Raw genomic sequence first — 12745 nt, forward strand, 5'->3', positions numbered from 1 at the left:
TTATGATCGCGTTCGACACAAAGACAGGTTCGGCATAACATCATAAGATATGTGCATAGATAGAAAGGCCCGACCTTGGTCGATACCCGTCGCCTGCAGTCTTTCGTGAAGATCATCGATACAGGCAGCCTCACGCGGGCTGCCGATGTCCTTCACATTGCCCAGCCGGCGTTGAGCCAACAGATTGCAGCCCTCGAGCAGCAGTTCGGCCAACGCCTTTTGATTCGCAGCAAGCGCGGCGTAACCCCAACCGAAGCCGGCCGTGCGCTCTATCGGCACGCGCAGCTGATCTTGCGCCAGATCGCCCAAGCACAGTCCGACGTGGCGCAATCCGGCAGCCAGTTGTCGGGCTCGGTTTCGGTCGGTCTTGCGCCCTACAGCACGGGAGCCATGCTCGCCGTCCCGTTGCTGCGCCTTGTGCGCGCGCGCTATCCCAACATCGTCTTGCACATAAACGAGAATTTCGGGGGCGTGATCAGCGAAATGGTAATGACGGGCCGAATGGATTTGGCGCTGATCTACGACCCCGGGGTCATTCGCGGCGTGAAGTTCAAACCAATGTTCGTCGAATCCCTCTTCTTGGTGGCGCCGAAATCGACCGAGATAAACGGCGGCAATAGCGACACAGTCCCCCTCTCCGCTCTCGCCGAAATTCCGCTGATGCTGCCCAGCCGAATCCATACGATCCGCCAGGCAGTCGATGCCGCTTTCGCGCGCGCGCGAATAGGCAACAGGCTCGTCGCGGAAATCGAATCGGTCGCGACGCTCGCCAGTGCCATCGATGCCGGCGTTGGCGCCACCATTCTTCCCTGGTCGTCGGCGCGCCAAGTTGCCGCATCTGAGGGCGTGCTCTTGCGCCGGATCGTCCGCCCTGGGATCGAAGTCAAAGTTTCGCTCTGCACGCCGGATCAATTGACGGTGTCCGATCCCGCTCTTGCGGTTCGGGATCTGTTGTTCGAACTGCTCGAGACTTCGCCGATCTTCAGCGATCTTCAAGGCATCGCCCGCATCCCCGACGCCTGATCGAGGTCTGATCTACGCAAAGCACGTGACGCCGCCTTGACGTTGGTCTACCCTTGTCATAATCAGAATGCATATTTGAAGAAGGGGAGACGTCGATGTCGCCAGGCGAAAAGATGCGCGCTTATCTTGCTCAACCAGGTTTCGTTGTGATGCCCGCGGTGTGGGACGGGCTCAGTGCCAAGCTTGCCGCCAATGCAGGCTTCAAAACGGCCTTTCTCTCCGGCTCTTGCGTGGCGGCGAGCCGATTGGGCGGGCCCGACCTCGATCTCGTCTCGTTCGGCGAAATGACCGATTCCCTTTCGATGGTGCGCAATGCCGCACCCGAGACGTTCGTGCTCGCGGACGGCGACCACGGCTACGGCAACGCGATGAACGTGCACCGCACAGTCGCGACCTATGGCCGCGCGGGCGCGGCGGCCGTGCTGATCGAAGACAAAATCACGCCGCGTGCACTGACCGCTGCCGGCAAACCATGCCTCCCGTTCGAGGAGGCGCGCATGAAAATTCGCGCGGCAGTCGCTGCGGCGAAAGAGTCGGGCATTCTCGTTATGGCGCGAACCGATTGCCGTCCGACCCAAGGCATCGAGGAAGCCGTGGCGCGCATTGAAATGTATGTCGCTGAAGGTGCCGACATGCTTTTTCTCGACTCGCCTGCCGACGACAACGAAGTTCGCCGCGCCGTCGCCGCGGCAAAAGGGCGCCCCTCCTTTGCCGTATTGTCGCCCGGCGCGCCGCGCGCGACCCCATCGCAGAAGGACGCGGCGGCGTTGGGCCTGAAAATCGGAACCCACCCGACCGGCATGCTGTCGCCCGCAATCGCCGGCATCCAGGCCGGTCTTGCCGCATTGCTCGCCGGCGAGGCGCAAGCGACGAGTGCATTGGCGCCCAAGGCGCTGCGCGAAGTGCTCGGCTACGAAGACTACGATCGACGCGCAAAGCCCTACACTTTGGGAACGTGAGCGGAAAAGGAATGCAGACCATGGCAACCAATCCGCTTTTTGATCTCTCAGGAAAAACGGCGCTGGTGACAGGCTCCACCCGCGGCCTTGGCCGCGCAATGATCGAGGGGCTTGCGCGCGCGGGCGCCGCCGTTGTCGTCAACGGGACGAGTCCCGCAGGCGTTGCCGCTGCTGTTGCGGAACTTCGTTCTGCAGGCTTCAACGCGGATGGGGTCGCTTTCGACGTAACCGACGAGGCCGCCATCGTTGCGGCCTTTGAACGTTTCGACAAGGCAGGCACTGCTATCGACATTCTGCTCAACAATGCCGGCATCCAGTTCCGCAAACCGATGTTGGAACTCGCGACAGCCGATTGGCGTCGCGTGGTCGAGACGAATCTTACCAGCGCTTTTGTCATCGGTCGCGAGGCGGCCAAACGCATGGTCGCGCGGGGTACGGGCAAGATCGTCAATATCGGCTCGCTGATGAGCGAATGCGCGCGCGCGACGGTCGCACCCTATACGGTTTCAAAGGGCGGGATCAAAATGCTCACGCGCGCGATGGCGGCCGAATGGGCGGCAAGCGGCATCCAAGCCAATGCGATCGGACCCGGCTACATGGTCACGGAGATGAACAAGGCGCTGATCGACAATCCTGACTTCGACGCTTGGGTCAAAGGCCGCACGCCCTCCAAACGCTGGGGCAAGCCCGACGAATTGGTCGGTGCGGCAGTGTTTCTGTCGTCGCCGGCGTCGAACTACGTGAACGGCCAGATCATCTATGTCGACGGCGGGATGCTGTCGGTCCTTTAAGGGGGGAAATCCAATGCGCGCAGTCGTCATTCACGCGCCCAAAGACCTTCGTATCGACACCGTTCCGGAGGCAGCACTTGCGCCAAACGAGGTGCGCGTGCGGATCGGCGCCGGCGGCATATGCGGCTCCGATCTCCACTACTATCACCACGGGGGCTTCGGCACGGTGCGCGTGAAGGAGCCCATGACTCTCGGGCACGAGATATCCGGCACGATCGCCGCACTCGGAAGCGAAGTCGGCCATCTGCGGATCGGCCAGCGGGTTGCCGTGAATCCAAGCCGCGCATGCGGAAGATGCGCGTATTGCCACGCTGGCGTCCATAACCAATGTCTCGATATGCGCTTCATGGGCAGCGCCATGCGCTTTCCGCACATGCAGGGCGGATTTGCCGAGAGCCTGACGGTCGATGCACGCCAGGCGGTACCGATCCCAGACGACTTGTCGCTTGCCGAAGCGGCGATGGCCGAGCCTTTGGCCGTGAGCCTTCACGCCGCCCGCCAGGCAGGTTCGCTTTTCGGCAAGCGTGTCCTCATCACCGGCTGCGGACCGATCGGTGCATTGGCAGTGTTGGTCGCGAAGAATGCGGGGGCAGTCGAGCTCGTCGTGACCGACATCGCGACGCAGCCCCTAGAGATGGCAAAGCGCTTGGGTGCCACTCTCGTCGTCAATGCGGCCAAAGAGCCCGAAGCCTTGAAGCCTTACGCCGCAGACAAGGGGCAGTTCGACGTGCTGATCGAAGCCACAGGAAATGAGACGGCCATCCGCAGCGCGCTCGAGCTCGTCCGCCCCGGCGGCACGGTTGTGCAACTCGGCCTTGGTGGCGACATTACGCTGCCGATGAATCTGATCGTCGCCAAAGAACTAAACCTCAAAGGCACTTTCCGGTTCGATACCGAGTTCGAACTTGCCGTGCAGTTGATGGCACGAAAGGTAATCGACGTGCGTCCGGTCATTTCGGCACAGATCCCCTTCACCGACGCAATTGCGGCCTTCGAACTTGCGACCGACCGGAACAGAGCAATGAAGGTTCAGCTCGTTTTCTGACGAACCAACCCGGCGGCTGCAAGAGATCGCACTTTGAGATGTGAGACGTAGCCCTGACGGAAACGCAGAAATTTTTATTGGCCAATCGAAATCCAAAAGCGCGCGGAGCCGCACTGGATATGCGGGCTCTGCGGATGGTCGGAGCGAGAGGATTCGAACCTCCGGCCTCAAGGGCCAGAACTATTGGATTTTCCAATAAGATAAATGCCAATGGTAATTTTTTGCGCTCCTTTAGGGGCAAATAGCGCGCGAAAGCCTGCACGATGCGGTTCGTGGATCGTCAGGTCGATCGTCGGCGAGAATCTCCCGCCAACTTCCCGGCTTGTCGAGCGGCAAGAGGAAGAAGATGCCTTTCCACGAGTAACTTGGAGTTCGTACTGCTCGACGGCACGGCGCGTAAATAGAGCTCGGCCGCCGCGCACGGGTTTGCGTACACGAATCGACCCGTCGCTTAGGCGACGTTGAACATGTGCGGCCCCACAACTTGATTGGCCATTCCCGCCGAAACTTCGATTCACCCGCATGCTTCCTCAACGCGTTCTCGATAGTGCTGGCTCAAACGCCATCAATCGCGCGCTCCTTTTCGAGCATGTAGTCGCCTGCGCGAATTGGCATCGCGACCTCTTGCGCATCGCCCGCGACGGGGGCGATGAGCGCGTCGTGATTAGGATGGAGAAAATAGGCGATCGATTGGCGTGCACGCGACTGCGCGCCCGGCGGCGGGTTTGCCACACGGTGGAAGTTTGACGCCCAACGCCCGCCGGTCCAGCGCTCCATCATGTCGCCGATATTGACGACGAACAGTTCGGGTCGGCACGGAACGTCGATCCAATTTCCGTCGCGCAATTTTACCTGCAGACCGTCCCCGCCCGGCGCTTGCGCGAGGATCGTCAGCGCGCCGTAATCGGTATGCGCACCGGCACGCACTTGGCCGGGCAGAGGCGGAGCGGTCTGCGCGGGGTAGTGGATTGTGCTGAGGATCGAGAAATGTCGGTCGATCTTGTCGCCGAACCAGTCAGGTGTCAGTGCCAACGCGCGGGCAAATAGCTGCATCAGTTCCGCACCGAGCCGCTCCATGTGGCCGTAATAAACCGCGAGAGGCACGGCAAGTTCCGGCGGCAGACGATTGGGGCGGTGGAATGCGCGCGCCTCGACCGTAAGGAAATAGGGATCGTCGAGATCGAAGCGCCCCGCCATGAAATATTCGCGCAGATCAGGCGGCTGTTCCACACCCTCTTTGGCCGCGAGGCCCGAGCCTGCGGGTCGATGGTAGCCATGATGGCGTGCACCTAGCGCCGGGGCGAAACCCACCTTCTCGTCCGGCGCTCGAGCAAAAAAACGCGCGGACGCTTCGAAGGCAGCGTCCAGGACCGCAGCCGGAACGCCGTGACCGGCAATCGCGAAGAATCCGACTGTACTGTTTGCCGCGTCGATCGCAGCAGCGGTTGCGGCGATCGAATCGCCGGCGCGAAATCTGGTCAGATCGAATACGGGAATGCTTGGCAGCATGATTGCATTGCCCCCTATGGAAACGGCAAGCGCGCCGGAAGGAACGCCATGGAACTTTATCGCGGCATGGACCGCGCAGCACTCGACGTCGCATACAACAATCGTGCCGTCGTGCCGGATTGGCAGGGCTATCTCGACCGGTGGCGCACGCGCAGCGACGCGCTCTATGCCACGCGACCGGTGCTGCGCGATCTGCGCTACGGGCCAGGTCCGCGACAGCGGATCGACGTTTTCCCGAGCGGCAAGCGGGGTGCGCCCGCGATCCTGTTTCTGCACGGCGGCTATTGGCAATGGAACGACAAAGAAGGTCAGGCCTTCATTGCCGAAGGGCTGCTTGCGCAAGGTTTCGACGTGGCGATCGGCGAATACAGCCTGGCGCCTGAAGCGCCCATGTCGGCGATCTGCGCCGAGGTGCCCGCGATGGTCGACTGGCTTGCCGCCGAATTGCCCGCGCGCGGGCTCGGCGAAGGCGGGCTGTACCTGTCGGGAATCTCGACCGGTGCCCATTTGATGGCGCTCGCACTCGGGCATGCGGCCGTACGCGGCGCGCTGCTCGTCAGCGGCATCTACGATCTCGAGCCGATCCGTCTGTCGGCGCTCAACGACGCGATCGGCATGGACGCGGGCGAAGCGCGCGCCTGCGCGCCGCTGCACGCGGTTCCCTCACGCACGGCGTCCGTAATCCTCGCTTTCGGCGCCGACGAGCGGCCGGAGATCCGCCGCCAGTCGGCGGATTATGCCGCCTGTCTCGAAGCACTCGGTCGCCAAGCGCGTCCGATGCCTATTCCCGGCTGCGATCATTTCTCGGTGCTCGAAACGCTCGCCGATCCGAAGGGAGTTCTCGCCCGCGAGGCCGCCGCAATGACACGCGCTGTGCCGAGCTAGCCCAAAAAACGTCTAGCATTGCATAAAATTTAAGCACCGTTTCGACGTCGCATGCACGCACGCGCGCCGATGAAGCGATGGCATGTCGCTTGCAGCTTTCACCTTCGGAAACAAGGAGTAGCTTTGTCGCAGCAAGTCCGAAGAACGTTGATCGCGGGTGCACTGGTCGTGCGCGCTAAATTGCACGGCTACGCTTGGGAACGCGCCGATCTGCTGATCGACGGCGACAGCATCGCCGCTATCGAAGCGCCCGGCAGCGTCGCACCTGCGCGCGCGGACGAAACGCTCGACGGTGCGCGCCTGCTCGTGCTGCCGGGCCTCATCAACGGCCACGTCCATTCGTGGGACCATTACCTTAAGGGCTGCCTCGAAAATCTGACGACCGAGGTTGCCATGTCGTTGATCCGGCCGCGCAAAGCAGTGCCGATCACGCCACGGCAGATGTATCTGCGCACCGTCGTCGGCGCGCTTGAATCGCTGCGTACCGGGGCAACGACGATCGTGGACGATCTGTCGCTTGGCCAGTTCTTTTCGCGCGAACACATCGACGCAGCCTTCCAGGCCTACGAAGATACCGGCACGCGTGCAATGGTCGGCTTTTCGATGATCGATCGCGCAGTCGTCGATTCCTATCCGTTCGGCGAGGCCGAATTTCCGTCCACGCTGCTGGCCGAATTGCGCGGCCTGCCGCGCCCGACGGCCGACCAGTTGCTCGGCCTCGTGCGCGACCTCGTGCGCGCAGGCAAGCATCCCAAATCTGCGCGCGTTTCGACGCTCGTTTCGCCCTCGGCGCCACATCGCTGTACCGACGGGTTCCTGGTCGCAAGCCGGCGTCTCGCCGACGAACTCGATCTGCCGGTGATGACGCATTGCCAGGAAACGCGCATGCAGCTCATCACTGCCGAAGAGTTCTACGGCCGCTCGCTCGTAGCACACCTGGAAGCACTCGGCTTCCTCAAGACGAATACGACGCTGATCCACGCGACTTGGCTTTCCGAACGCGACATCGAGATCATCGCCCGATCCGGCGCTTCGGTTCAGTACAATCCGTGGAGTAACGCGATCATGGGCTCGGGCCTCGCACCGGTGCGCGCGTGCCTCGACGCAGGCATCAACGTGTCGATGGGCTCGGACGGATGCGGGCTGCTTTACGGCGTCAATATGCTCAATACGCTGGGCACCGGTGCCGTCTTGCCGAAAATCGCCACGCCGGATGCAGCGCTCTGGCCGACGGCCGAGGAAATCTACCGGGCGGGCAGCGAAGGCGGCGCGCGCGCCTTCGGTCTCGGCGATCGGCTCGGCCGGATCGAGCCCGGCTTCAAGGCCGATCTCGTCTGCTACGATCTCGACGCGACGACGCTGACCCCCCTCAACCATCCCGTCCGCCAGATCGTCTATGGCGAGCGCGGGGCCGCGATCCGCGAAGTTTTCGTGGATGGCCGACACGTGATCCGCAATGGACGCAACGCAATGGTCGACGAGACCAAGCTGCTGCGCGAAATGCAGGCCGCGCACGCCGAGATGGCCGACACGCTCGTCTCATCGCAGGCCGATGCGGCCCCGTTCCACGACGCCCTGACACGCGTCTACCTGCGTGCACTCGCGTGCCCGATCGCGCACGACCATTACGCGGCGCTGATGACCGGCAACAATATCGCAGCGAGGCCCGTATCGTGACGGTGGCGGGCGCGAAGCTGACGATCTCGAACATATCGCACGCCTACGCTGGCGTGCCAGCACTGGCGGACGTTTCGTTCGAAGTGCCGGCCGGGGATCTCACGGCGCTGCTTGGGCCTTCGGGCTGCGGCAAGACCACCTTGTTGCGCATCATCGCAGGCTTTTTCCGCCAGACCCAAGGCTCGGTGCTTGTCAACGGCGCTCCCATCGACGACTTGCCCGCAGCCAAGCGCAATGTCGGCATCGTGTTCCAGAACTACGCCCTGTTCCCCCACTTGGACGTCGCGCGCAATGTCGGCTACGGGCTGCGGGCACAAGGCGCAACGGGGCCGATGGTTGAGGCGCGCGTCGAGGAAATGCTGGGTCTCGTCAAGATGACCAAGTTCGCCAAGCGCCTGCCGGGCGAATTGTCGGGCGGCCAGCAGCAACGCGTGGCGTTGGCCCGCGCCCTCGCCGTCTCGCCACGCATTGTACTGCTCGACGAGCCGTTCTCGGCACTCGACAAGGCGCTGCGTCTCGACATGCAGATCGAGGTCAAATCGCTGCTCAAGCAGTCCGGCGTGACGTCGATCATCGTCACCCACGATCAAGAGGAGGCCCTGTCGATGGCCGACCGCATCGTGGTGCTGAATCAGGGCCAGATCGAGCAGATCGGCAACCCGTCGGAGCTTTACGACGCGCCCCGCTCGCTGTTCGTCAATACCTTCATCGGTCATGTGAACGTCGTCGAAGGCCGCCTGCTGGGTCGCGAAGGCCCTGCACTCGCCATCGACGTCGCGGGCGTGGGCCGGATCGCCGTGCCTACGGAAAAGAACTATCCGCAAGGTCAGGCCCTGACCGTCACCGTCCGGCCCGAGAATCTCGTTCCCGATCCGGAAGGCCCGTTCGCCGGAACGGTTCGCCAGATCCTGCCGCTCGGCCCGGTCGATGTCGTCGAAGTCGTGCTGCCGGACGGGACAGCGCTCAAGGTTTCGCTGCCGCACGCTGTGGGCGGCGTGGCGCTTTCGCCGGGTTCCGCGTTGTGTCTGGCGGTGCGCGATCCCGCCGGCTGCGGCGTGTTCTCCACTGCAAGCATTCCGCAAGTCGCTTGAATTCCACTCGAAGCAAGGAGCCAAATGCCATGAAACTCAACCGCCGTTCGATGCTGGGTCTTGCCGCAGGCGGTCTCGCCGCCTCGGCTTTCGACGCGCGCGCGCAAGCCCGCGAATTGTTCGTCGTAACCTATCCCGGGTCCGTCGATGAAAGCTTCAAGCAGGTGGTCGGACCGCAAGTCCGCAGCCGGCTCGGGGCAGCTCCCACCTTCACGCCGCTGCTGAACGCCGAGGTCATCGGCCGTTTGCAGGCCTCGGGTGCGAACCCGCCCTTCGATGTCGGCATGTGGGACAACGGACCGCTGATCCTCGCCAAGGAAGCGGGTCTGCTCGAGAAGTTCCCCCAATCGGCGATGAACAACATGCGCGGCCTGCCCGCCCAATTCGTCGATCCGGACGGCTACGGCCCCGCCTTTGCCGTAACGATGATCGGCATCGGCTACAACCCCAAGCGCATCGCCGGCAAGCCTACGTCGTGGGAGGATTTCTGGAAGCCCGCGAACAAGGGCAAGGTCGGCATTGTCGGGCCCGCTTCCAATCTCGGCACGGCGTTCCTTGTCGAGATCGCCAAACTGCGCGGCGGCTCGCCCACCAATGTCGAGCCCGGGTTTCGGGCACTGCAGCAGCTTTTGCCGAATCTTGCAGCTATTCCGGCCAACCCGGGGGCGCTCTCGACTGCGTTCCAGCAGGGCCAGATCGATATGGCGCCGATGTACTTCAACAACGCCGCCGTGCTGAAGGCGCGCGGCGTGGACATCGAATTCGCCATCCCCGATTCCGGGATGCAAATTCAAACCATCACGCTGTCGCTGATCAAGAACGCCAAGAATCCCGAAGCTGCGGCGCGGTTCATCGACATGATGCTCGATCCGGCGATCCAAACGCAGCTCGAAGCCGCCCCATGGACGACCTTCCCGGCCAAGCCCGGCGTGGCGCTGACCGGCGCCAACAAGGAGCTCGTGCCCGATCTCGCCACACTGATGACCAAAGGCTCTTTCCTCGACTGGAAGACCTTCATCGGCAACCGGCCGCAATGGGTCGAACGCTTCAACCGCGAGATTCGCGTCTGATGCGGCGGGCGGGCGGCAAAGCGGCGGCGTTCCTGCCGGCAGCGCCGCTCGCCCTTTTTTTCGCGGTCGCCTACCTGCTGCCCATCGCAATCCTGGCAGCAGTTTCGTTCCGCCCCGATCTCCGCGCGAGCGGCTGGACGACTGCGCACTATGCCGCCTTCCTCGGGGACGGATTCACTTTATCGATCCTGCTCGATACGCTTTGGCTCGGGCTGCAGGTCGTCTTCGTCACCTTGCTGATCGCCTATCCGCTCGGCCTCGTCTACATGCGCGCGGGCCCGCGGATGCGGGCCTTGCTCGTGTTCCTCATCTTGCTGCCGCTGCTGACCAACACGGTCGTGCGCACCTTCGCCTGGATGGCGATCCTGGGGCGCAACGGTCTGGTCGATACTTTCGCCGCCGCGCTCGGCCTCGCAAGCGAACCGCTGCGGCTGCTCTATTCGCGCACCGGACTTGTGATCGCGTTGGCGCAGATATATTTGCCGCTGATGGCGCTGCCCCTCAACAACAGCCTCGTGAAAATCGACGGCAATTTGCTGCGCGCGGCCGAAGGCCTCGGGGCCTCCAGCGCCCATCTCTTCCGCACCGTGATCCTGCCGCTGTCGCTGCCAGGCGCTGTTGCGGGCTGCCTGCTGGTCTTTGCCGGCGCCACCACGGCCTTCATCACCCAGACATTGGTCGGCGGCGGCCGCCAGATTTTCATGCCGCTTTTCATCTACCAGCAGGCGCTCGGCGTGCAGCGCTGGGCCTTTGCCGCGGCTGCGTCGGTCGTCTTCGCGCTGACTGTCATGGCGATCGTCTATGCGTTCAACCGCTTCGCGCGCAAACACCTGCGAGGCGTCGATGCGTGAGGCGCGCAACATCCCCTTTGACCTCCTTGTATGGATTGCGGGCGCTCTGGCCGTGGTGCTGCTCGTCCTGCCCACGCTGGTCGTGGTGGCGATGTCGTTCACCAACGAGTTCACGCTTCGCTTCCCGCCGCGCAGCTGGTCCGCGCGCTGGTATCTCGAGCTGTTCTCGAATTCGCCGCAGATTCTCTCTTCGGCGCTCGCGAGCCTGAAGGTCGCGGCGATAGCCACGCTGGTCTCAACCGTGCTCGGCACGCTTGCGGCCGTCGCCCTTGCCGGTCGCAAGGACCGGCTCTCCGTTGCACTCGATGCCTTTTTCATGTCGCCGATGGTTTTCCCGGCTATGTCGCTGGGCTTGGCGCTGCTGCTTGTGCTTTCGCTTGCCGGGATACGCCTGTCGATTCTCACGCTGGCGATCGGCCATGTCGTGATCGCCACCCCGTTCGTGATCCGGATGGTTTCGGCTGCGGCCCAGCAGATGAACCCCGCCCTGCTCGATTGCGCGGCCAGCCTCGGCGCATCGCGCGTCCACGCGTTTTTCACGATCACGCTGCCGCTGATCCGCTCGGGCGTCGTCTCCGGCGCCATCGTCGCGTTTCTCACGTCGATCGACCACGTGCCGGTCTCGTTGATGCTCTCCGACCCGCGCACCGAAACGCTGCCGATCCATCTGTGGGCGATCCTCGAATCCAATCTCGACGTCCGCGTCGCGGCCGTATCGGGCGTGATCGTTGCCGCGACAGTGGCGGTGATGCTGGTCGTCGACCGTCGAATGTTCGTGCCCGGCCGCGCGGGGCGTTGATCGCATGGCGACAGCACTGTCCTTGATCGACATTTCGTGCGTACGCGAAGGGGATGCGAGCGCCAAACGCGCGGCCGCCTCAGCACTCGACACGGCCGCACGCGAATTGGGCTTTCTCGCCGTCGTCGGCCATGGCGTTCCCGATAGCTTGTTTACGGCGGCGATGGCCGAAGCGCGTGCGTTCTTCGCGCTGCAGGAAACGGCAAAGCGGGCCTGCGCGCGGCCCAGTCGCGAAGAAAGCCGCGGCTACGCAGCGATGGGCGGCGAGGCCCTCGGCAAAAGCCTCGGCGCAGAGGCTGCCTACGATCTCAAGGAAACCTTCGCGATCGGCCCCATCGAAACCTATGCGCCGGAGGAAATCGGCGAGCACGCCTACCCGCACTATACGCACAATGTGTGGCCGGCCGAACTGCCGCGCCTGCGGGCCGTATGGGAAGACTACTATCGAGAGATGCAGCGTGTCGCTGACGAGCTATTGCGCCTGCTCGCGATAGCGCTCGACCAGCCGGAGACCATGCTCGTCGCCAAGACCAGCCGCTGCTACTCGAATCTGCGGGCCCAACACTATCCGCCGTTGGCGGCGCCGCCGCGACCGGGCCAACTGCGCGCCGGCGCACACACCGATTACGGCGCCGTCACGGTCTTGCGCGGCGACGCGCACGCCGACGGGCTGCAAGTCGAAGTCGAATCTGGAGAATGGCGCGACATTGTCTTTCCAGAGGGCGCCTATGTGGTCAATCTCGGCGACCAACTCGCCATGTGGTCGAACGACCGCTGGCGTTCGACGCTCCATCGCGTGGTCGTACCCGAAGATGCGAGCACGCGCGGCCGGGGGCGTCTGTCGCTCGGCTTCTTCCACATGCCGGACGCCGCCGCGACAATCGAATGCCTGCCGAATTGCGCCAGTCCGGAGCGGCCATCAAGGTATCCGCCCATCTCGGCAGGCTGGCACAAGCGCCTCAAATTCGCGATGGCGAACGGGCTCGACGATGTCGTCGCATCGGCGCCCGAGAGCGCGCGCCGCGCCGTTGCGGCGTGGCGATGA

12 protein-coding genes are annotated in these 12745 nt (G+C 63.4%); 11 read left to right on the plus strand and 1 reads right to left on the minus strand.

All coding sequences use genetic code 11. The features are described 5' to 3' along the window. Window positions 1–75 precede the first annotated feature (75 nt). The 4 genes from nac (at window position 76) to O9320_01155 (ending at window position 3818) form a co-directional block, all read left to right on the plus strand. A complete protein-coding gene (nac, locus tag O9320_01140; protein ID MCZ8309427.1) occupies window positions 76–1023 on the plus strand; it encodes a nitrogen assimilation transcriptional regulator NAC in 948 nt (315 codons plus the stop codon). A gap of 113 nt (window positions 1024–1136) precedes the next feature. Continuing rightward, window positions 1137–1982 (plus strand): isocitrate lyase/PEP mutase family protein, encoded by an 846-nt coding sequence (locus O9320_01145; GenBank protein MCZ8309428.1) that lies wholly within the window; start codon window positions 1137–1139, stop codon window positions 1980–1982. A gap of 65 nt (window positions 1983–2047) precedes the next feature. Continuing rightward, window positions 2048–2773, plus strand: coding sequence for an SDR family oxidoreductase (locus O9320_01150; protein ID MCZ8309429.1), 726 nt, complete (start codon window positions 2048–2050; stop codon window positions 2771–2773). Window positions 2774–2786: 13 nt separating this feature from the next. Then, window positions 2787–3818 (plus strand): L-idonate 5-dehydrogenase, encoded by a 1032-nt coding sequence (locus tag O9320_01155; protein ID MCZ8309430.1) that lies wholly within the window; start codon window positions 2787–2789, stop codon window positions 3816–3818. 555 nt (window positions 3819–4373) lie between these two features. On the opposite strand, the gene O9320_01160 is transcribed toward O9320_01155, so the two are convergent. Further along, entirely contained in the window at window positions 4374–5327 is a 954-nt protein-coding gene (locus O9320_01160; GenBank protein MCZ8309431.1) for a hypothetical protein, read from the minus strand. 48 nt (window positions 5328–5375) lie between these two features. On the opposite strand from O9320_01160, the gene O9320_01165 reads away from it, so the two are divergent. The 7 genes from O9320_01165 to O9320_01195 all read left to right on the plus strand — a co-directional run bounded on the left by O9320_01165 (window position 5376) and on the right by O9320_01195 (window position 12745). Continuing rightward, the gene (locus tag O9320_01165) at window positions 5376–6212 is read left to right on the plus strand and encodes an alpha/beta hydrolase (GenBank protein ID MCZ8309432.1); all 837 of its coding nucleotides are present in this window, start codon (window positions 5376–5378) and stop codon (window positions 6210–6212) included. A gap of 147 nt (window positions 6213–6359) precedes the next feature. Beyond that, window positions 6360–7889 carry an amidohydrolase family protein gene (locus tag O9320_01170; GenBank protein MCZ8309433.1) on the plus strand — a complete coding sequence of 510 codons (1530 nt, stop codon included), beginning with the start codon at window positions 6360–6362 and terminating at the stop codon, window positions 7887–7889. Beyond that, entirely contained in the window at window positions 7886–8980 is a 1095-nt protein-coding gene (locus tag O9320_01175) for an ABC transporter ATP-binding protein (protein ID MCZ8309434.1), read from the plus strand. The genes O9320_01170 and O9320_01175 overlap by 4 nt, the downstream gene beginning before the upstream one ends. A gap of 29 nt (window positions 8981–9009) precedes the next feature. Further along, complete coding sequence (locus O9320_01180) at window positions 9010–10050, plus strand: extracellular solute-binding protein (GenBank protein ID MCZ8309435.1); 1041 nt, start codon at window positions 9010–9012, stop codon at window positions 10048–10050. Then, window positions 10050–10901 carry an ABC transporter permease gene (locus tag O9320_01185; GenBank protein MCZ8309436.1) on the plus strand — a complete coding sequence of 284 codons (852 nt, stop codon included), beginning with the start codon at window positions 10050–10052 and terminating at the stop codon, window positions 10899–10901. The genes O9320_01180 and O9320_01185 overlap by 1 nt, the downstream gene beginning before the upstream one ends. Further along, the gene (locus O9320_01190) at window positions 10894–11700 is read left to right on the plus strand and encodes an ABC transporter permease (protein MCZ8309437.1); all 807 of its coding nucleotides are present in this window, start codon (window positions 10894–10896) and stop codon (window positions 11698–11700) included. Before O9320_01185 ends, O9320_01190 begins: the two co-directional genes overlap by 8 nt. Before the next feature lie 4 nt (window positions 11701–11704). After that, complete coding sequence (locus tag O9320_01195) at window positions 11705–12745, plus strand: isopenicillin N synthase family oxygenase (GenBank protein MCZ8309438.1); 1041 nt, start codon at window positions 11705–11707, stop codon at window positions 12743–12745.

The sequence above is a fragment of the Magnetospirillum sp. genome, assembly GCA_027532905.1.
Classification (GTDB): Bacteria; Pseudomonadota; Alphaproteobacteria; order CACIAM-22H2; family CACIAM-22H2; genus Tagaea.

Coding starts and splice junctions, on each gene's coding strand:
- O9320_01155 (MCZ8309430.1), top strand. CDS start 2,787: ATGCGCGCAGTCGTCATTCACGCGCCCAAAGACCTTCGTATCGACACC.
- O9320_01160 (MCZ8309431.1), bottom strand. CDS start 5,327: ATGCTGCCAAGCATTCCCGTATTCGATCTGACCAGATTTCGCGCCGGC.
- O9320_01185 (MCZ8309436.1), top strand. CDS start 10,050: ATGCGGCGGGCGGGCGGCAAAGCGGCGGCGTTCCTGCCGGCAGCGCCG.
- O9320_01195 (MCZ8309438.1), top strand. CDS start 11,705: ATGGCGACAGCACTGTCCTTGATCGACATTTCGTGCGTACGCGAAGGG.
- O9320_01180 (MCZ8309435.1), top strand. CDS start 9,010: ATGAAACTCAACCGCCGTTCGATGCTGGGTCTTGCCGCAGGCGGTCTC.
- O9320_01165 (MCZ8309432.1), top strand. CDS start 5,376: ATGGAACTTTATCGCGGCATGGACCGCGCAGCACTCGACGTCGCATAC.
- O9320_01190 (MCZ8309437.1), top strand. CDS start 10,894: ATGCGTGAGGCGCGCAACATCCCCTTTGACCTCCTTGTATGGATTGCG.
- O9320_01145 (MCZ8309428.1), top strand. CDS start 1,137: ATGCGCGCTTATCTTGCTCAACCAGGTTTCGTTGTGATGCCCGCGGTG.